We start from the raw sequence: 18865 nt of genomic DNA on the forward strand, positions 1-18865 counted from the left end.
TTTTCAGCCTTGTAAAAAGAACGTCATGCAGACCGCAGGGAAGCATGACGTTCTTTTTACGGGTTTCTGCTTCTAATACACTTCCTTTGGCCGGTTGGCCGGGGCCGTGCCGAAGGCGCGGTTGGGCTGCGGGCCCATTGTGAGCTGCAAGGTGCCGCCCGCCACGATGTCGCGGTGCAGCAGGTAGCTATTGGCGTAGGGCTGGCCGTTGAGCATAGCCGATTGAATATAAATGTTTTGCGGGCTATTATTCACCGCGCTCACCACGAAGGTTTTGCCTTGAGGCAAGCGAATAGTAGCCTTATTGACCAGCGGGCTACCCAGCACGTAGGCCCCGCTACTGGGGCTGACGGGATAAAAACCCAGCGCCGACAGGATGTACCAGGCCGACATTTGCCCGCAGTCTTCGTTGCCGCTGATGCCGTCGGGCTGGTCTTTGTACATCTCGCGTAGCACCTGGCGCACTTTTTCGGCAGTTTTCCATTGCTGGCCGGCGTAGGCGTAGAGGTAGGTGGTGGCGTGGCTAGGCTCGTTGCCGTGGGCATACATGCCGATGAGGCCCGAGATGTCGGGCGAGGCGCTCGCCCCCAGACTCCCCTTCACAATAAAAAGGCTGTCAAGCTTTTGCACAAAAGCCGCGTCGCTGCCGAACAGCTTTATCAGCCCCGGGGCATCGTGCGGCACCAAGAAGGTATACTGCCAGGCATTGCCTTCAGTATAAGGGTTTTGGCGGTGAATGGACTGAAAGGCATCGAACGGCAGCTGAAACTTGCCATCGGCGGTGAGGCCGCGCATGAAGCGGGTGTGCGGGTCGAAGTACTGCTGATAATATTTAGCCCGCTTGCTATACTCTTGGTAGTCAGCCTGCTCACCGAGCTTTTTGGCTACCTGCGCGATGCTCCAGTCGTCGATGGCGTATTCCATCGCCTTGGCCACCGACTCGTTTTCCTTATCGGCCGGGATGAAGCCCAGCGTTTTGAGGTACTGCACGCCCTGGTCGTCGCGGGTGCTGGCTTGCTTAAGGGCGGCGAGAACCTGGCGGCCATCGAGGCCGGGCGTGCCCTTGAGGTAAGCTTCGGCCAGCACCGGCACGGCGCTGTAGCCCACCATCGTGTTGGTTTCGTTGCCCATCAGGTGCCAGATGGGCAGCTTGCCCTGCTGCTGGCCGATGGCTAGCATGGCTTGCATCAGGTCGGGCACGCGCTCGGGCTGGGCTAGGGTAAAGAGCGAATGCTCGGTGCGGTACGTATCCCAGAGCGAGAACGTGGTATAGTTCTGAAACGGGGCCTTCGGGTAGACCTTGCCGTCGGTGCCGCGGTAGTCGCGGTTGGCGTCGTTGAACAGCGCCGGGGCAAACCAGGCGTGGTAAAGGGCCGTGTAGAACGTGCGCCGCACCGCCGGGTCGGGGCTTTCGATGGTGATTTTGCCGAGTTCCTGGTTCCACTTGACGGTAGCCGCCTTTTGCACGGCGGCAAAGTCCCAGCCCGGCATTTCAACCTGAATATTGGCCAGCGCATTCTGCGGACTCACCGGCGAAATGCCCACTTTCAACTCGACCGGCCCGGCTAGCTTGGCAAAGGTGAGCACGCCCTTTATAGCCGCGCCCTGGCCCGCCTTGCCGGCCAAGGATTGGGCCTCGTTGTAGAGGGCAAACGCGGGCACCGGCACCGAAGTCTTGATGGCGAAGAACAGCTGCTGGTGGTCGGCCCAGCCGTGCGAAAAGCGGTGGCCAATAAACGTTTGTGCATCAACCTGTTCGAGATAGGTATCGGTGGCTTTGTCGTCAATACCTTCCTTGAGGTCGATGATGACGCGGGCGGGCTTGCCATCTTTTGGAAACGTGTAGCGGTGCATGCCCACCCGCGCGCTGGCCGTGAGCTCGGCCCGGATGCCGTAGTCGTCGAGGGTCACGGCGTAGTAGCCGGGCCGGGCCACCTCACGCTGATGCGAGTAGCGCGAGAGGTAGCCCTGGTGGGGCACCGGCTGCCGGCCCTTATCGGTGCGCAGCGGGCCGGTGTAGGGCATAATGAGCACGTCGCCAAGGTCTGAGCCCCCGGTACCGCTGAGGTGAGTGTGCGAAAACCCGATGAGCAGGCTGTCCGAATAATGGTAGCCCGAGCACCAGTCCCAGCCCTTAAAAATATTTTGTGGCCCGAGCTGCACCGCCCCAAACGGCACATTAGCCCCCACAAACACGTGTCCATGACCGCCCGAGCCGATGAGCGGGTCCACGTAGGAAGTAAGCTGCTGCGCCGGGGCCGGCGCGGCGCCTAACAGCAGCCCTCCGCTTAGCACGCATCTTGTCAGCCAATTAGTTATCTTATAAGCTCGTGAGGCAGGATGTTGGCGCATAGCAGAGCAAGCGAAAGGAGAAGGATAAAAAATGGCAGCGGCAAATGTGGCCTACAAAACACGGACTAATCTCTTGCCCGCACAAGTAAGCGGGGCTACCGCCAAAAATGCCGGACTTTTTCCGGGCAGCGCGCCAGCCCATATTTGCCGCATGATGAAGCAAGTCGACCAACCAGCCGGCCCCGCCGCTAGCCCCGCCGCCGCCGCCAGCCCGCCCCGGCGGCTGGAAATTTGCGCGGGCTCCGTGCAGTCGGCCGTGGCGGCGCAGGCCGGGGGTGCGCACCGCATTGAGTTGTGCCAGAATCTTGAACAGGGGGGCATTACGCCCTCCTACGGCCTTATTAAGCAAGTGCTTGCGTTGCTTTCTATTCCAGTGGTAGTACTCATTCGGCCCCGGCCGGGGGATTTCTGTTATACTGCGGAGGAGCTGGCTATTATGGCCGATGATATTGCGCAGTGCCGGGCACTCGGGTGTGCGGGGGTGGCGCTGGGGGCACTCGATGCGGCCGGCCGCGTAGACCTGGCCGGCTGCCGCGCGCTGATGCAAGCTGCGGGGCCGTTGGCGGTTACCTTTCACCGCGCCTTCGACGCGTGCCCCGACCAGGCGCGGGCGCTCGAAGAAATCATCGGGCTGGGCTGCCAGCGGGTGCTTACCTCGGGCGGGCAGCCGAGCGCGCCGGCCGGCCAGGCGCAGCTCGCGGCGCTGGGGCAGCAGGCGGCGGGGCGCCTCAGTATCATGCCGGGCGCCGGTATCACGCCGGCTACGCTGCCGGGCGTGCTAGCGGCCACGGGCGCCCACGAGTTTCACGCCAGTGCCCGGCGGCTGGTGGCTAGCCCCCCGGCCGCCAAAGCCACCGAGTTTGACGCGCCGCGCTGGGAAACGGATGCGGCCATCGTGGCAAGGCTGGCGGCTCAACTGATGGGCTGATTATTCAGTTTTCAACGCCTTTAGCTATTGGGATAGTGGCTGTGTTTTTTTTGCGTCGCGTGCTGAAAATTTCTTATAAATTTTATACAGCGCTTACTGTCAGTGCCTTGCCACTGCACTAATGCTTCCTAGGCGGGCACGGTTTTGTCCGCATCTACCGGGCACTTAGGGTAGAGCACCGCTTGCCTAAACCGGCCCATCCGTGGAACAATGACCCAGTGAAACGCTGCAAAGACGCACCGCTGCAGCGTTCTACTCCCGGCTTACCCTGGTACTAAATACCTGGCGCGGCCTTTTACTTGCCCGCAGCCGCAGGCCGGCGTCTTGTTCAAAATCCGCGATGAACCTGCTAAATCCGCGGGGCAGCTGTTAATACAAAAACAAGAACATCCCGAACAGCGCCACCCACAGCACGTCGATGAAGTGCCAGTAAGTGAGCAGGGCGCGCAGTTGGCGCAGGTGATAAGGGTTGCGAATGAAGACCAACGTGCGCACACTATCGCGGCTGGCGTGCAGGGTGCGCAGCAGGTGGACCAGCAAAAAAATCAGCCCGGCCCCCACGTGCGCCACGTGCAGGCCCGAGATAACGTAGACAAACGTGCCGCTGCGCTCGCCCGTGAACAGCACGCCCTGCTGCACCAGCTCGCGCCAGCCCTGCACCTGCAAGCCGCTGAAGATGCACCCTAGTAGCAGCGTCGCGCCCAGGCAGCGCACCAGCGCGGGCAGGTCGTCGGCGCGGTAGAGGCGCGGCGCCTGCGCCAGCGTGTACGACGACACCAGCAGCACTACCGTGCTCAGCGAAAAGTAGCGCGGAAACGGATGCATTCCGCGCGGCACCGCGCTCTGCGCCCTGGAAGCCACGTACATAGCCACCAGCGTTACAAACAGCATGGTAATACCCAGCAGCGCCAGGTAAAGCAGCATCAGCAGCGGCGGCACGCGCTCGATGCGGCTGAACGCCGAGCCACCGGCGGGCCGCCGGCCGGTGCCTAAGGGAGTATTGCGGTCGTCGCGGGGGCTTGCACAAAAGCTAAATTACGGCAAAGAGAAACTCATTTGCTTAAGGCAAAAGCAGCGCTTTTTGTTCGGCCGGTAAGTGGGTTGGTCGGCGATTGCTGCGGGTTACTTGCTGATAGGTGTGCCGAGCAGTATCAGCAAGTAACCCGCAGCACTCATTTAAAAAACGAGCCGATTTTACCCAGCACCGCGTTCAGCGTAATCTTGGGGCCGTTGCGGTCGGGCAGGCCGAAGGTGACGTAGGTTTTGCCAGCCACCCGCAGGTCGAGCACCAGCCCGAGGCGCCGGGCCAGCCAGTGCAATTGCTCCAGCGGGTCGGGGCCCGGTTTTTTGGGTGGCTTGGGCGTGCCTGGCGGCTGCGGCGGCCCGCTTGTGATGAGGTCGAGCACCTGCTGGCTAGGCACGTTGAGAATAAGGTACGTGCCCGAGGCCGCCAGCTGAATATCGTGCCCGCCCGGCCAGGTGAGTACCAGCCGGGCCTCTACTTCGAGGCCGCTAGCCACGCGGCCCGTTGGTTTGGCCAAACTGCGGCTGGGGCTGGCCGCTGGGCGCCGGCGGGTCTACGCGCACGGCGGGCGCCGGCGCTTCGCCTTTGGTGCGGATGCGCAGCGCGCCGTTGAGCTTCCAGGTGGCGGGCAGGCCGGCGGGGTTTTGCTGGTTGGGCACTTGTAGTTCGACTTGGTCGAAATTCAGGTTGAGCTCGACGCCGCCCGAAAGCTTGGTGAGCAGCGAGGCGGCCGTTTCGGCCCAGGAAGTGGCGGATTGGTCAGGCATGAGAAGGGTGGTGAAAGCGTAAAAAAGCCGTGGCGGCCGCTGGCCTTGGTGCTCCAAAGCAAGCCTGCTGGCCTCTACAAACCCAAACGCAACCGCCCGGCTAGGGTTGTCGTTGGCTTGGCCGGTGTATTTTTGCCGCACATCTGGACTTTTCCTCCGCCATGAAATTCTTCGCCTGGTTCGCCGTCGCCACCATTCTCTTCCTGCTCGTTGCCCGCTTCAAGCCCCAGGCGCCGGCCGAGCCCATTATCCCCACCGAGGCCAAGGAAGCCAAGGGCCAGCCCGGCGAGGAAACTGCCCCGCCCGCCCGTACCGAGGAGCAGGGCGAGCGCGATGCCCGGCAGAAAGGCGGCACCACGTACTTTGTACAGCCCAACCGTCATGTTGCCAGCGCCGCGTAAGCGCAATTCGAAAAATTACCGAACGTCATGCTGAGCCCCGCGAAGCATCACGCTCGCCTCGTTAGGGCTAGGTCGTCCAACAGGTGAGCGCGATGCTTCGCGGGGCTCAGCATGACGTTCTTTTAGGGTATAGCCCTTCTTCTCTAGCTAGCCCTCTCTCGCCCTATGGACCCGCAAGCCCGCATTCAGGAGCTCACCCAGCGCCTGCACCACCTCAATACCCAGTACTACCAGCACGACATCTCCGAGGTGTCGGACCAGGAGTTTGACGCGCTGCTGGCGGAATTGAATCGGCTCGAACAGGAAAATCCTGCCCTGGCCCGGCCCAACTCGCCCACCCAGCGCGTGGGCGGCACCATCACCAAGCAGTTTGCCACGGCCACGCACCGCTACCCCATGCTGAGCCTGGGCAACACCTACTCGGAAGACGACCTGCGCGAGTTTGACGAGCGCGTGCAGCGTGGCCTCGAAGGCGCGCCCTACGCCTACGTGTGCGAGCAAAAAATCGACGGCGTGGCCATGAGCCTGAGCTACGAAAACGGCGACCTGAGCCAGGGCGTGACGCGGGGCGACGGCACCCGCGGCGACGTGGTGACGGCCAACGTGCGCACCATCCGTACCCTGCCCCTGCACCTGCACGGCACCTTCCCGGCCGAGGTGGAGGTGCGCGGCGAGGTATTCATGCCCAATCAGGTCTTCAACGACCTCAACCAGGAGCGCGAGCAAAATGGGGAGGCTCTACTGGCTAACCCCCGCAACGCCGCCAGCGGCGCGCTCAAGCTGCAAGACTCGGCTCAGGTAGCGGCGCGGCGCCTGCGCTTTTATGCGTACTCGGTACTCACGCCGGGCCGGCACTTTGCCAGCCACAGCGAGGCCCTGGAGGCGGCCACGACCTGGGGCCTACCGGTGTCGCCCACCTGGCGGCGCTGCGCCAACTTGCAGGAGGTGCTCGACTACATCCACGAGTGGCAGCAAAAGCGCTTCACGCTGCCCGTGAATACCGACGGCATTGTCATCAAGGTCGACAACCTGCGCCAGCAAGACCAGTTGGGCCTCACCGCCAAGAGCCCGCGCTGGGCCATTGCCTACAAATACCCCACGGCGGCGGCCCGCACGCGCCTCAACGAGATTATCTACAACGTGGGCCGCACCGGGGCCGTCACGCCCGTAGCCCTGCTCGACCCCGTGCCCCTGGCCGGCACCACCGTGAAGCGCGCCAGCGTGCACAACGCCAACCAGATAGCCCTGCTCGACCTGCGCCTCGGCGACCTGGTGTTCGTAGAAAAGGGCGGCGAAATTATTCCTAAAATCACCGGCGTAGACCTCGCCGCCCGGCCCGCCGCGGCCGTGCCGGTGCGCTTCCCTACCGAATGCCCGGCCTGCGGCACGCCGCTGGTGCGCCCCGAGGGCGAGGCGCATTTTCGCTGCCCTAATGAGCGCGGCTGCCCGCCTCAGCTCAAGGCCCGGCTCGAGCACTATGTGAGCCGCAAGGCACTGAATATCGACGGCTTAGGCGCCGAAACGGTGGGGCGTTTCTTCGGCCTGAACCTAGTGACGACGCCCGCCGACATTTATGACCTGCCCCAGCGCCGCCCCGAGCTGGTGGGCTTGGAGCGCCTGGGTGAAAAGTCGATTGACAACCTTCTCGCGGGCATTGAGCAAAGCAAGACTGTGCCCTTCGAGCGCGTACTCTTCGGCCTTGGCATTCGCTACGTGGGCGAAACCGTGGCCCAGAAGCTGGCCCAGCACTACCGCACCATCGGGGCCATTATGGCCGCTTCGGCCCCAGAAATGGCCCAGGTGCCTGAGGTCGGCGGCGTCATCGCCGACTCGATGGCCCTGTGGAGCCAGCAGCCCGAAAACCAGGCGCTCATTGCCCGCCTGCAAGCGGCCGGCGTGCAGCTGGAGGCTAGCGGCGAGCCGCCGAAGGCGGTGAGCGACCGTCTGGCCGGCCTCACGTTTGTACTCTCGGGCGTGTTTGAAAACTACAGCCGCGAGCAGCTGCAAACCCTCATTCAGCAGCACGGCGGCAAAATTACCGGCTCCATCTCCAAGAAGCTCAGCTACCTGGTGGCTGGCGATAATATGGGCCCTGCCAAGCGCGAGAAGGCCACCACGCTAAAGGTGCCCATTATTTCGGAGAATGAGCTGCTAGCCCTGCTGCCGCTAGGCGAATAGCACGCAAGGGTTCGCGAAGTAAAAAGAGGTTTCATAAGGTTGACGTTCTGCCAAACCTTGCGAAACCTCTTCTTACTTCGCGAACCCTTGCGCTTCTACTTCGTGAAATCCGGTACCACCTCCACAAACATCGGCGAGGGCAGACTCACCGACTTACCAGTGGGCGTTAGCTTACCCGTCTGCTTATCAACGGTATAGGTAAAGACGTTATCCGAATTTTGGTTGGCCACCAGCAGCACCCGGCCGCTAGGGTCGAGAGCAAAGTTGCGGGGCGTTTTGCCCTGGGTGCTCACGTGCTGAACCAGCGCAAGGCGACCATCGGCGGGGGCTATCTGAAACACAGCCAGGCTGTTATCGCCCCGGTTGGAGGTATAGACAAACTTGCCATCGGGGCTCACGTGCACATCGGCGCCCGAGTTGTCGCCGCTGAAGCCAGCGGGCAGCGTGCTCAGTGTTTCAATTTCCTGAAACGTACCGGCTTTGGCATCATACGCCAGCGCCGTCACGGTCGAGTTCAGCTCGTTTTCGAGATAGGCCCAGCGGCCGTTGGGGTGAAACGTGAGGTGGCGCGGCCCCGCGCCCGGCTTGGCCGTGAAGGCCGGCGCGGGCAGCGGTGCCAGCTGGCCGGTGGCCGCATCCAGCTTGTAGCCCGTCACCTTATCGGTGCCCAGGTCTACGGCAAAGGCGTAGCGATTGTCGGGCGCGGCTAGAAAGCAGTGCGCGTGGGCGCTGCTCTGGTTCTTATGGGGCCCGAAAGGCGCCAGGTGCTGGTCGGTGGCGGCCGGGGGGGCTAGCTGGCCGTCGGGGCGCACGGGCAGCACGGCTACGTTGCCACTGGAATAATTGGCTACCAAGGCATTCTTACCCGTGCGGTCTAGACTAATGTAGCACGGCGAGGCCCCGGTAGAAGGCTGCTGATTAAGCATCGTCAGCATGGCGGTGCGCGGGTCAATAGCGAGCGCACTCACGCCGCCACCGGGCTGGCCGAGGTAGGTCTGGGTTTCGCTCACCGCGTAGAGGTGGCGGTGGGCGGCATCCATCGTCAGGTACGTAGGTTGGGCGCCCCCCTTCATGGCCCCCAGCGGCAGCAGCTCACCAGTGGCGGGGCTGAGGTGGTAGAGGTAAATTGTATTCTCTTGCGGCGAAGCCACATTAGTACCGATATAGACCAGGTAATCGTGGTTGCCAGCCGTGGTGGGCACGGTGCGCGCGCAGCCTGCCAAGGTGGCGAGCGCCAACCCGGCAACCAAGAGGCGCCCACCGGCAGCGGCGAAAATGGAAGAATGGAGCATCGGATAAGTGAGAATGACGAGCCGCAAAGATGCTACCGCCTGCGGATAGCGGCGCTACCCGCGCAGCATTTTCGTGCGGCGCGGGCCTTTTGCGGCGTGAGCACAAGCTGTCACCTGGCCAAGATTGATGCAGCCCAAGCCGACCACCTGAGCAAAAAAATGCCCGTAGGCACCGCCGCCACGTCCCGGCTAGGGTCGCAACCGCGCTGGCTACGGGCACAATGGCGCACCGGGCACTAAAACCGACTGCCCCGACAAGGGCCAGCCCGCCACCGAAAAAGGAGGGCAAAACGCACGACGTTGGTTGCGGGTGGTGAGGTATCCGGATGCAGGGCAGCAGCGGCGAAACGCCCGGCGGCCAGGTACCCAGCCACCCGCAACGCGCCGCCTTAGTTGCCCTTGGCTACTACTTCTTTTTTCTCCGTGGCGGGGTCTTCGGGGTGGCCGGCCAGCACGCCCTGGGCGCGCTTCACCACGTTGGCCACGGTAAAGCCGAACTTCTCGAACAGTTCCTCGGCCGGAGCCGACTCGCCGAAGCGGTTCATGGCGATAACGCCGCCCTCGTCGGTAGTGTATTTGTGCCAGCCAATCGGCGAGCCGGCCTCAATGGCCAAGCGCTTCTTGACATCCTTCGGCAGCACCTGCTCGCGGTAGGCTTTATCCTGGTGCTCAAATAGCTCCCAGCTCGGCATGCTCACTACGCGGGTGGGCGTGCCGGCTTTTTCCAGCTCTACCTGGGCTTTCATGGCCAAGGCCACTTCCGAGCCGGTAGCGATGAGAATGAACTGCGGCTGGCCACCCTGCGCTTCGCTCAAGATGTAGGCACCCTTGCGCACGCCCTCGCGGGCCGAGCCCAATTTGGTCTGGTCGAGAATCGGCAATTTCTGGCGCGAGAAAATGAGCACCACCGGCGACTTGGGCGTGGTCATGGCAATGCGCCAGGCCTCGGTGCTTTCGTTGGCGTCGGCGGGGCGCAATACCACAATGTTCGGGATGGTACGCAGGGCCAGCACCTGCTCGACTGGCTGGTGGGTGGGGCCGTCCTCGCCCAGGCCAATGCTGTCGTGGGTGAAGACGAACGTAGCCGTGCTCTCGGCCAGGGCCGTGAGGCGGATGGCCGCGCGCATGTAGTCGCTGAACGTGAGGAAGGTACCGCCGTAGGTACGCAGGCCACCGTGGTGGGCGATACCGTTCATGGCCGCGCCCATGGCGTGCTCGCGCACACCCCACCACACGTTGCGGTTGGCCGGGTGCGCGGGCTGGAAGCTGTCGCTGCCCGACTTATCCATCTCGTTGGAGCTAGCCAGGTCGGCCGAGCCGCCGAACATGAACGGCACGGCTTTCTTGATGGCATCCAGGGCTTTGCCCGAGGCCTGGCGGGTAGCCAGCTCGCCATCGGCGGGCGTGTACACGGGCAGGTCTTTGTCCCAGCCTTCGGGCAGGTCGCCCGCAAAGGAGCGCTTGAACATATTCGCCTCGTCCTTAAAGGCCTCGGCGTACTTGGCGAAATCGGCATCCCACTGCTTTTGCAGCTCGGCGCCGCGCTGGCCGGGCTGCTTGAGGTGCTCGTACACTTCGGCGGGCACCTGAAACGACTGCTCGGGGTCGAAGCCGTAGAACTTCTTGGTAATCTTTACGTTGTCAGCCCCTAGCGGCGAGCCGTGCGACTTGCTGGTGCCGGCCAGCGGCGAGCCGAAGCCGATAATGGTGCGCACGGCGATAATCGACGGGCGGTCGGTTACCGACTGCGCCACCCTGATGGCGTTCTCGATAGCGTCGAGGTCGTTGCCGTCGGTTACGTGCTGCGTATGCCAGTAGTAGGCATCGAAGCGCTTCATCGGGTTTTCGGTGTAGGTCAGGTTGGTGGGGCCGTCGAGCGAGATGTGGTTATCGTCGTAGAGATAAATCATCTTGCTCAGCTGCAGGTGACCGGCCAGCGAGGCCGCCTCCGAGGCGATGCCTTCCATCAGGTCGCCGTCGCTCACCAGCACGTAGGTGTAGTGGTCCTGCACCGGCGCGTGGCCCTCCTTGTTGTAGGTGGCGGCGAGGTGCGCCTCGGCCATCGCCATGCCCAGGCCGTTGGCAAACCCCTGGCCGAGCGGGCCGGTCGTCACTTCCACGCCGGGCGTGATGTGCGACTCGGGGTGGCCGGGCGTTTTGGAGTCCATCTGGCGGAAATTCTTCAAATCGTCCAGGCTCAGGTCGTAGCCGTAGAGGTGCAACAGGCTGTAGAGGAGCGCCGAGCCGTGGCCCGCCGACAAAATAAACCGGTCGCGGTTGGGCCACTTCGGGTCTTGCGGGTTAAAGCGCAAAAAGCGCGACCACAGCACGTAGGCCATCGGGGCAGCCCCTAGCGGCAGGCCGGGGTGGCCAGAGTTGGCTTTCTGCACCATATCCACCGACAGCAGGCGGATGGTGTTAACGCTCAATTCATCAATCGAAACGTTGTTGGGATTGGAGTTGCTCATGGGTAAGCGAAAAAGATTGGTAGCGCAAAGGAACACGGTGTAGAGAGCCGCGCCACGTTTCTCTACGGATTTTTCAGTGGATGTACTAATTAATACTGCTTTCCGGCCCCTATTACTTGCCGCACCGGGGTAGGTCGGCACACTCTTGCCCGGGTGCCCCGCAGCGGGCCCCTCGTGGCAGGCTCGGCGGCCGGGCCAGTACTCCTAGGCCGGCTTGCTGACACCTCAGGCGCAGGCTGCCGCGTATTTTTTACTTGGCTCATTCAAAGCGAAGCCAATCTATTTCGGCGCCAGTGCCGCCTTTGAGCGACACAAAGAGCGTGTGACGGCCGGGCTGGAAAGCAGCGAGCGGCGCTTTTACCTCTTGCCAAGCCCCGCCCTTTGGCACGGTTAATTGCGTGAGCAGGGGTCCGGTGGCGCGGTCCAGGCGAATCTGGACGGTGGCGCCAGCGGCCGAAGTGCCCCGCAGCGTAGCGGTGCGGAGCTTTGGCTGGCCAAAATCGACGCCGTTGTACTGCACCCAGGCGCCGGCGTTGGTCAGCACGGTTTTCCAGCCCCGAAAGGTGTCAGCTGTGTCCAAGAACGCGATGGCGGCGCCCTGCGCACTTAGGCGGCTGTAGCGGTCTATTTGTATTTTTTGACGAGCACTGGTCAGGCCCACGCCGCGCAGGGTAGGCACTACTTTGTTAATGGAGCCATCGGCGGCGAAGGATAAGCTGTCGATTCTGACCGAGCGGCTTTTGTCGAATTTCGGCGACAAATCGTTGTGGTGGTAGAACAGGTACCACTGGTTTTTAAACTGCGCAATGGAGTGGTGATTGGTCCAGCAGCCGGTCGGCGACTCATCCATAAGTACGCCTTTCACCGTGAATGGCCCGAGCGGGCTGGTGCTGGTGGCGTATTCGAGGCGCTCGGTTTTATTCGCCACGTGCGGATACGCGAGGTAGTAAATACCTTTACGCTCAAATAGATACGGGCCTTCCTTCAGGCCTTTGGTGGGCAGCTCGCCCAGGGTTTTGGGCGCGGAGGCCAGCTCCAGCATATTGTCTTTCAGCTTGGCCCCGTAGATATTGCCCTGCGACCAGTACAGGTAGGCCTGCCCATCGTGGTCGATAAACACATTGGGGTCGATGCCCCGCACCCCGGCTAGGGGGGCGGCCTGCGGCACAAAGGGGCCGGTGGGCTTATCGGCCACGGCCACCCCGATGCGGAAGCCCCGGCCGCCGGTAGTATCCCGAGGAGTGCTGGGGAAGTAGAAATAGTATTTTCCATTCCGAACAACGCAGTCCGGCGCCCACATACTGTAGCTGTCGGGCTGTACCCAGGGCACCTTGTTCTGGGTCACGATGACGCCGTGGTCGGTCCAGTCGGTGAGGTTGGCCGATGAGAAAACGTGGTAGTCTTCCATGCAAAACCACCCCACGCGCCCCCGCCCCGGCCGGGCCAGGATGTCGTGCGAGGGGTATAAGTACACCCGGTCGCCGAATACCCTAGCCGTGGGGTCGGCCGTGAATTGCGTCGTAATAATCGGGTTTTGGGCGCGGGCGGTCTGGAGCCCGGCGCCAGCCAGGGCGGCGAGTAGTCCACAAATTTTCAGGGTACGCATCGGGTTTGATGCTTAATAAGAATAAGCGTGGGATAACTTCCTACTTGCTCAGATGGTCCTCCATGCGGAAATAGTCGAAGTCGGCGTATCCGCCCGCCGCCTGGGTGGCGTAGGTGAACAAGCTAAACCGGTAGCCCATAAAGTGCGGCAGCGTGTAGGCCATTTTGAGCGGCCCGCCCACGGGCTGCCAGGTGCTGCCGTCGAGGCTGTAGAAGAAGCTAGCCACATCGCGCCGGTCCTTAAAATCGCACTCGATTTTAAAATACACCTTGTCCTGGGTCAGCGGCAGGCGCTGCAACTCGACCGGCTTTTCCGACTCGGCGCTCACCATCACGATGGCTTTGGCGCCAGCGCTGGCCTGCACGCCCACCAGGCCGTAGCGCTTCTGCAACACGCCGAGGCCGGCAAAATCGCCGGCTTTCAGGTGCGATACATCTACGGCCGTGACCCCGGCGCACACCGGCCCGATGGTGCGCTGCGTCAAGGTATTGCGGGCCAGCAAGAACGACGTATCGACCCGCCCGGTAGTGAGGCGCAGGTAGCCGGGACGCTTGGTTACGGACCACAGCGCATTGTCGGGGTTATGGTTCCACTGCCAGACCAGGGGCAGGGCCGGCTCGCCCGCCCGGCGCGTAAACTCGTCGGAAGCCACGAGCCCGGGAATCAAGGGCTGGTTGGCAGGTAGGGCTAGGGTTTCGGGCACTTTGCCCGCCGGGCTGCCCAGCACCGGCCAGCCACTCTCCCACTGCACCGGCACCAAATACGGGATGCGGCCCACCGCGCCAAAATCGCGGAATAAATAGGCAAACCATTCGCCGCCAGGGGTATCGATGAGGCCGCCCTGGGCCACGCCCAGGTCTTGCAGGGCCACCCGGCCCTCGTAGGGGCCGATTATTTTGTCGGCCCGGTGCACGACCACCGTGCGCATGCCGCCACGCGGCCAGGTAATGTTAAACAAATAATACTTGCCCTTAATCTTAAACAGCTGCGAGCCCTCGGCCGGCAGGCCGGGGGTAGGGCCGGCGGGAGCGCTGGCATTCTCAATGATAACCTGCGGTGTGGTGCCCGGCTTCAGGCCCGCCACGTCGGCCGTGAGCTCGGCCAGCTGAATTTTACCCGCGCCGTACACCATGTACACGCGCCCATCGTCGTCGAAAAACAGCGAGTGGTCGTGCAGGCTGGGCCGGAAAGAAACTGCCTTCCAGGGGCCTTTTTCGATGTTTTTGGTTGAATACACGTGGGTTTTGCCCGTGGTTTGGGCAAACGTGCTCACGTAGTACGTGCCCTGGTGGTAGCGCAGGCTGCTGGCCCACGAGCCACGCCCGTAGGTGCTCTGGCCCCTGGCGAGGGTCATGGCGTCCATGGTGGTCAGGGTGTCGTAGGCGTAGCTCACCAGCTTCCAGTTCACTAGGTCGGTCGATTTCATGATGGGCACCCCAGGGCTCATGTGCATGGTGGTGCTGCTCATGTAGTAGGTTTTGCCTACCCGAATCATGGACATATCCGGCACGTCGGCATACACCACGGGGTTGTGGGCCGCTGGGGTCTGGGCCCAGGCCGCCGGCGCCCACAGGGCTAGCCCAGCCAGCAGCAGTATATACTTCTTCATCGTTGGCCTTGGCATTTAGTGCATGGGGGGCTTTATCGCCTGGTATTTGCCGCTCAGGTGCATGAGGCTGAACAGGTACAGCAGGCCGTCGTAGTAGGGGTCGAAGTATCCGTCGTCGTAGGGCGCTAGCCTGGCGTTCCAGAGGGCGTGCACGAAGTCGAGGCGGTTGGCGGCGGGGCTCGCGAGCGAGGCCGCGGCCGACGTAGCCACCAACCCTAGCGAGTGCCGCAGCTTCTTGACTTTGCCGGCCGGCAAGATGAAATCGGGCCGCGAGCCGTCCACGTTGAACTGGTCCTCGAAGGTATTCAGGCCCTTGGCCCGCAGAAAAGCCTGGAGGCGCCGCGCGTACTGCTGCTGCCAGCGGCGGTCCTGGCCAAACCACACGTAGTCCATGGCAATGTTCATGGGCACGCGCCACGAATCGTAGCGGAAGGCGGCTGGTGCCCAGCGGGTAGCGTGGGGCTGGCCGCTAAACTCGGTGTAGTCGTAGTTGAGGCCGGTGGGCGCGGCGCAGGCGCGGTGCAAAAACGCGCGCGACGTATCGGCGCAGGCGCGGTAAAACTGCGCGTGCCCGTCCTGGGCATACTCGGCCCACACCTCCAGAAACGCCGGCACGTGGTATGAGGGGTCGGTCCAGGTGTACATATCGCCCACCGGCACGAAGCTTATCTGCTTGTGCTGGGTGTTGAAGAGGTTGTGCACGTCGCCGGTGCCATCCTTTTTCCACGCGGCATCCAGGATGCGGCGGGCCTGCTGGTAATAATTGATGCCGGTGGCATTACCCCAGCGGTTGGCGGCAAACAGCAGGCTGGTCACGAAATACAACTCGCCATCCGAGGCGGGCCCTTCCGAGTTGCGCTTCATGGTGGCCGTATTGATGCTCCAGGCAAAATACCCGTCCAGCGGGCCGCTTTGGTGCTGCAAGTACTTCTTCGACCAGCGCCAGAGGCGGTCAAATACCTCCTTTTTGTTGAGCTGCACGGCCACCATCATGCCGTAGGACAGCCCTTCGGTGCGGGCATCCTCGTTCTTCACATCCGAGACGTAGGCCATGGAGTCGCCCACCTCGAAGTACACCTTGTTAGGCCCCTCAAACACGTCGTGGTACGCCTGCGCCACCTTTTGGTCGATGTCGGCCTGGTGGTAGCCCGCTTCCCGAAAAAGGTTGGGGTAGGCGCCCGAATAAAAGGCGCCTTTGGGGGCCGGTTGGGCATTCATCGGCTTGCCCGAGCGTTGGGCAGCGGCGGGCGCGGCACTTAGCGCAAGCAGCACGAGGCTGGCTCCCAGCCGTGTAACGAGTTGCTTCATAAGGTTCTTAATTGGGTGCCATAGCTCGGGCCTGCAGCCTGCGCGTTACCCGGAGCGCCCGACTTGCGGACTGCAAGTCCGCGCTACTTTACCGGCTTTACCCCCTTGGTAGTCTGCACAATGGGCTTGATGGTGCCGTCGGGGTTATACTGCAGTTCATCGACGCAAATGGAACGCCGGTAACTACCGCCGGTGGGCAGCGCGCCGTTGTGATAGAAGAAATAGCTCTTGCCCTTGTAGTCGACGATGCCGGGGTGGGTCGTGAAGCTGTTGGGCACGTTTCCCTGAATAATGCCCCGGTACGTCCACGGCCCGGCGGCGCTGGGGGCCGTGCAGTACTCTATCATTTCGGGCTTGGTGCCGGCGCTGGCGTACACGAGGTAGTATAGCTTTTTGCGCTTGTACACCCACGGGCCTTCGATGTAGTTTTTGGGCGTGAAGGTGGTAATGGGGCTAGCCAGCTCCGTCATGTTGTCCTTGAGCCTTACCCACTTGCAGCTGCCGTTGCCCCAGTACAGGTAAATCTGCTGGTCGTCGTCCACAAACACCGTGGGGTCAATGTCGTCCCAGGCGTGCGGCTTGTCGGTAGTCATTTCATTGACGATGAGCGCCTTGCCGATGGCATCCTTAAACGGGCCGGTGGGCCGGTCCGCCACGGCCACGCCGATGGCCGCGCCGCCCTGGCTGTGCTCATCTTTCTTGTGAAACGTGGCCACGAACCAGTAGAATCTGCCCTTGTGGTACACGCACTGCGCCGCGTAGGCATCGCCGGTAGCCCAGGCGAAGGTCTTGGGCGACAGGCGCTTGCCGTAGTCCTTCCAGTGCACCATGTCGGTGGTGGAGTAGATGCGCCAGTCGGGCATCTTGTAGTTGGTTTCCTGCACCGAAGCCGTGTCGTGGCCGGTGTACAGAAACAGCGTGTCGCGGTACACCAGCGGCGCCGGGTCGGCCGTGAACACGTCGCGGATAATGGGGTTTTGGGCCCGCAAGCCGGGGCAGGCCAGCGAGCTAAAAAGAGCCAGGAGAATGAAAATTTTCATAGGGCTGGAGGTTGAAGACCAGGCAAAAAGGGCGGCCAGGGGACGGCCGAACCGCCACTTTCCACCCGCTAAAATGATAAAAAGGCGCGTGGCCTTATTGCGCCTTTTTATACATCGGGTCGTTGCCTTCGTACTTGAGCCACTTAAAAGCGGCCGTATTTGTCGTGGGCTGACCCGACGAGGTGGCGTACATGCCAAACAAGCAGCCGATGAAGCCGCCCGCCACCTGCGTGCTCAAAAACTTACCATCCACCTTATCTTTGAGCACCGTCCACGCCTTGCCGTTTTCCGAGAAGCTGAAGCTGTAGGCGTCGGCCTGGGCCTGAATGCGCAGCTGCACGCTAGCCGTGGCCGACTTGAGCGGCGCCTCGGCCAGTCGCTCCGGCTGCTTGGCATCGGCGGTGCTCTTGTAGAGTTGGAGCAGCGGCTTGCCGTTGTCCACCGATTTGCAGAGGTAATAGAAGTGCTTCTCGTCTTGGAAGATAACCAGGCCCGCCTTCTCATTGGCCGCCTTGGGGGCAAATGTCAGCTCCGTTTCGGCGGTGCAGTACAGGTGCTGCTGCCGCTTGCCAATAAAGGCCGGACTACCGGTTTCGGCCACCGTTGCGGGCTTGAGCTTCAGGGTGAGGCCCTTGGCCTTGCCCAGCGAAAAGCTGCTGCTATCGACCGTGCGCAGAAACAGCAGCGCCGGGTCGAGCTGCCTCTCAAAAGTGAGGGTGTAGGCAAAATTGCCGCTCTGCGGCCGGGCACCGGGCAGCTTCACCTCCGGGAAATTGGCCCGGTAGCTGTACTGCACGCCGCTGGGGCCGGGCACCGTTACTGGCCACCCGTCTTTCCACTCCACGGGCACGATAAACGTCTCGCGCCCAGTATTGTAATAATTATCCTCGTAGGGCCGCACGGCCAGAAAAATAGCGTAGGTCTTGCCATCGGGCCCCTCCACAAACTGCGCGTGCCCGGCCGAGGTAATGGGGTTTTTGCGGTCGCGGGGCAGCTCGCGCTGCGAAAGAATGGGGTTGTGCTCGTAGGGCACAAACGGCCCGAGCGGCGCCTGGCTGCGGAATACCACCTCCGTGTGATTCACCGACGTGCCACCCTCGGCCGCGTAGAGGTAGTACCAGTCGCCGCGCTTCATCAGGTGCGGGCCTTCAATCCAGACGGGCTTTTTGCTGAGGTCTACCCCCCGTTGACCACGATGCTGGCCTCACCCACGGTTTGCAACGTGCCTGGGTTCAGCTCGATAATCTTAATGGAGCGGTGGCCGTCGTAGAGCGGCTTGTTGTCGGGCGGGTCGCTGTTGTAGATGACGTAGGCCTTGTCGCCCTCAAAGTACAGCGAGGGGTCGATGCCCCGCACCTCGGGCAGGAAGGTGGGGTCGCTCCACGGCCCGGCAGGATTTTTGGCCGTCACCACAAAGTTGCCCTTGTGGTCAATCAGCGTGCACGTAACGTAGTAGGTACCCTTGTGATAAGCAATGGCCGGCGCGAACAAGCCCCGCGTCATGCGGTCGCCCAGAAAATTCATCTGCGAGGGCCGGCTGATGACGTTGCCCACCTGCTGCCAGTTCTTCAGGTCGCGGCTGTGCATCACCGGAATGCCGGGGAAGTAGGCAAACGTAGAGTTGACCAGGTAATAATCCGGCCCCACCTTCACAATGCTGGGGTCGGGATAAAAGCCCGTGAGGATGGGATTAACCAAGTCAATCGATTGTGCAGACAGCCCAAAGCTTTGGAGCACCAGCGCGCTCCAAAGCAGGAGAGCTTTTTTCATTTGCGGTAGTAGCATGCTAAAAAATGGCGATAAATTGAGTGGTGGCGGCTGAAAAGAAGCAAGGCAAAAGGCGGTTTGAAAGATTCTGAAGAGCGTGCGGCCCGCTTGCACGGGTGGCGGCT

The 18865-nt window shown here is 62.2% G+C and carries 15 protein-coding genes; 3 read left to right on the forward strand and 12 right to left on the reverse strand.

What is annotated here, in order from left to right:
• Positions 1-72: 72 nt before the first annotated feature.
• Entirely contained in the window at positions 73-2295 is a 2223-nt protein-coding gene (locus GKZ68_RS07870) for a GH92 family glycosyl hydrolase (RefSeq protein WP_217275335.1), read from the reverse strand.
• A 208-nt stretch (positions 2296-2503) separates the two neighbouring features.
• Between GKZ68_RS07870 and GKZ68_RS07875 the strand changes: the two genes are divergently transcribed.
• Positions 2504-3280: a copper homeostasis protein CutC gene (locus GKZ68_RS07875; RefSeq protein ID WP_217275336.1), complete on the forward strand. Its 777-nt coding sequence runs from the start codon at positions 2504-2506 to the stop codon at positions 3278-3280.
• A 369-nt stretch (positions 3281-3649) separates the two neighbouring features.
• Here the strand turns inward: GKZ68_RS07875 and GKZ68_RS07880 are convergent, their stop codons facing one another.
• The 3 genes from GKZ68_RS07880 to GKZ68_RS07890 form a co-directional block, all read right to left on the reverse strand.
• Complete coding sequence (locus GKZ68_RS07880; protein WP_173112914.1) at positions 3650-4204, reverse strand: cytochrome c oxidase subunit 3; 555 nt, start codon at positions 4202-4204, stop codon at positions 3650-3652.
• A 248-nt stretch (positions 4205-4452) separates the two neighbouring features.
• A complete protein-coding gene (locus tag GKZ68_RS07885; RefSeq protein ID WP_173112917.1) occupies positions 4453-4821 on the reverse strand; it encodes a hypothetical protein in 369 nt (122 codons plus the stop codon).
• Positions 4793-5071, reverse strand: coding sequence for a hypothetical protein (locus GKZ68_RS07890; RefSeq protein WP_173112920.1), 279 nt, complete (start codon positions 5069-5071; stop codon positions 4793-4795). The genes GKZ68_RS07885 and GKZ68_RS07890 overlap by 29 nt, the downstream gene beginning before the upstream one ends.
• A 161-nt stretch (positions 5072-5232) precedes the next feature.
• Between GKZ68_RS07890 and GKZ68_RS07895 the strand changes: the two genes are divergently transcribed.
• Together GKZ68_RS07895 and ligA are read left to right on the forward strand one after the other, a co-directional pair.
• On the forward strand, positions 5233-5472 hold the full coding sequence (locus GKZ68_RS07895) for a hypothetical protein (RefSeq protein ID WP_173112923.1): 240 nt from the start codon (positions 5233-5235) through the stop codon (positions 5470-5472).
• 165 nt (positions 5473-5637) lie between these two features.
• Entirely contained in the window at positions 5638-7650 is a 2013-nt protein-coding gene (gene ligA, locus GKZ68_RS07900) for an NAD-dependent DNA ligase LigA (RefSeq protein WP_173112926.1), read from the forward strand.
• Between the two features lie 95 nt (positions 7651-7745).
• Here the strand turns inward: ligA and GKZ68_RS07905 are convergent, their stop codons facing one another.
• The 8 genes from GKZ68_RS07905 to GKZ68_RS22650 all read right to left on the reverse strand — a co-directional run bounded on the left by GKZ68_RS07905 (position 7746) and on the right by GKZ68_RS22650 (position 18743).
• Positions 7746-8942: a lactonase family protein gene (locus GKZ68_RS07905; protein ID WP_173112929.1), complete on the reverse strand. Its 1197-nt coding sequence runs from the start codon at positions 8940-8942 to the stop codon at positions 7746-7748.
• Positions 8943-9331: 389 nt separating this feature from the next.
• Positions 9332-11410, reverse strand: a complete 2079-nt coding sequence (tkt, locus tag GKZ68_RS07910) for a transketolase (RefSeq protein ID WP_173112931.1) — start codon at positions 11408-11410, stop codon at positions 9332-9334.
• A 259-nt stretch (positions 11411-11669) separates the two neighbouring features.
• Positions 11670-13016, reverse strand: a complete 1347-nt coding sequence (locus tag GKZ68_RS07915; protein ID WP_173112934.1) for a family 43 glycosylhydrolase — start codon at positions 13014-13016, stop codon at positions 11670-11672.
• 40 nt (positions 13017-13056) lie between these two features.
• Positions 13057-14625, reverse strand: coding sequence for a glycoside hydrolase 43 family protein (locus GKZ68_RS07920; RefSeq protein WP_173112937.1), 1569 nt, complete (start codon positions 14623-14625; stop codon positions 13057-13059).
• A gap of 15 nt (positions 14626-14640) precedes the next feature.
• Entirely contained in the window at positions 14641-15933 is a 1293-nt protein-coding gene (locus GKZ68_RS07925) for a glycosyl hydrolase family 8 (RefSeq protein WP_173112940.1), read from the reverse strand.
• Between the two features lie 83 nt (positions 15934-16016).
• Positions 16017-16973: a glycoside hydrolase family 43 protein gene (locus GKZ68_RS07930; protein ID WP_173112943.1), complete on the reverse strand. Its 957-nt coding sequence runs from the start codon at positions 16971-16973 to the stop codon at positions 16017-16019.
• A 94-nt stretch (positions 16974-17067) separates the two neighbouring features.
• Positions 17068-18108: a family 43 glycosylhydrolase gene (locus tag GKZ68_RS22645; protein WP_367949214.1), complete on the reverse strand. Its 1041-nt coding sequence runs from the start codon at positions 18106-18108 to the stop codon at positions 17068-17070.
• Between the two features lie 41 nt (positions 18109-18149).
• Entirely contained in the window at positions 18150-18743 is a 594-nt protein-coding gene (locus tag GKZ68_RS22650) for a family 43 glycosylhydrolase (protein WP_367949215.1), read from the reverse strand.
• Positions 18744-18865: the final 122 nt, after the last annotated feature.

The sequence above is a fragment of the Hymenobacter sp. BRD128 genome, assembly GCF_013256625.1.
GTDB lineage: Bacteria > Bacteroidota > Bacteroidia > Cytophagales > Hymenobacteraceae > Hymenobacter.

Bases quoted from the DNA above. Each gene is read 5' to 3' on its own strand.
- GKZ68_RS07875 (WP_217275336.1), top strand. From the start codon at position 2,504: ATGATGAAGCAAGTCGACCAACCAGCCGGCCCCGCCGCTAGCCCCGCC.
- GKZ68_RS07880 (WP_173112914.1), bottom strand. From the start codon at position 4,204: ATGCTGCTTTACCTGGCGCTGCTGGGTATTACCATGCTGTTTGTAACG.
- GKZ68_RS07890 (WP_173112920.1), bottom strand. From the start codon at position 5,071: ATGCCTGACCAATCCGCCACTTCCTGGGCCGAAACGGCCGCCTCGCTG.
- GKZ68_RS07895 (WP_173112923.1), top strand. From the start codon at position 5,233: ATGAAATTCTTCGCCTGGTTCGCCGTCGCCACCATTCTCTTCCTGCTC.
- ligA (WP_173112926.1), top strand. From the start codon at position 5,638: ATGGACCCGCAAGCCCGCATTCAGGAGCTCACCCAGCGCCTGCACCAC.
- GKZ68_RS07905 (WP_173112929.1), bottom strand. From the start codon at position 8,942: ATGCTCCATTCTTCCATTTTCGCCGCTGCCGGTGGGCGCCTCTTGGTT.
- tkt (WP_173112931.1), bottom strand. From the start codon at position 11,410: ATGAGCAACTCCAATCCCAACAACGTTTCGATTGATGAATTGAGCGTT.
- GKZ68_RS07915 (WP_173112934.1), bottom strand. From the start codon at position 13,016: ATGCGTACCCTGAAAATTTGTGGACTACTCGCCGCCCTGGCTGGCGCC.
- GKZ68_RS07920 (WP_173112937.1), bottom strand. From the start codon at position 14,625: ATGAAGAAGTATATACTGCTGCTGGCTGGGCTAGCCCTGTGGGCGCCG.
- GKZ68_RS07925 (WP_173112940.1), bottom strand. From the start codon at position 15,933: ATGAAGCAACTCGTTACACGGCTGGGAGCCAGCCTCGTGCTGCTTGCG.
- GKZ68_RS07930 (WP_173112943.1), bottom strand. From the start codon at position 16,973: ATGAAAATTTTCATTCTCCTGGCTCTTTTTAGCTCGCTGGCCTGCCCC.
- GKZ68_RS22645 (WP_367949214.1), bottom strand. From the start codon at position 18,108: ATGAAGCGCGGCGACTGGTACTACCTCTACGCGGCCGAGGGTGGCACG.
- GKZ68_RS22650 (WP_367949215.1), bottom strand. From the start codon at position 18,743: ATGAAAAAAGCTCTCCTGCTTTGGAGCGCGCTGGTGCTCCAAAGCTTT.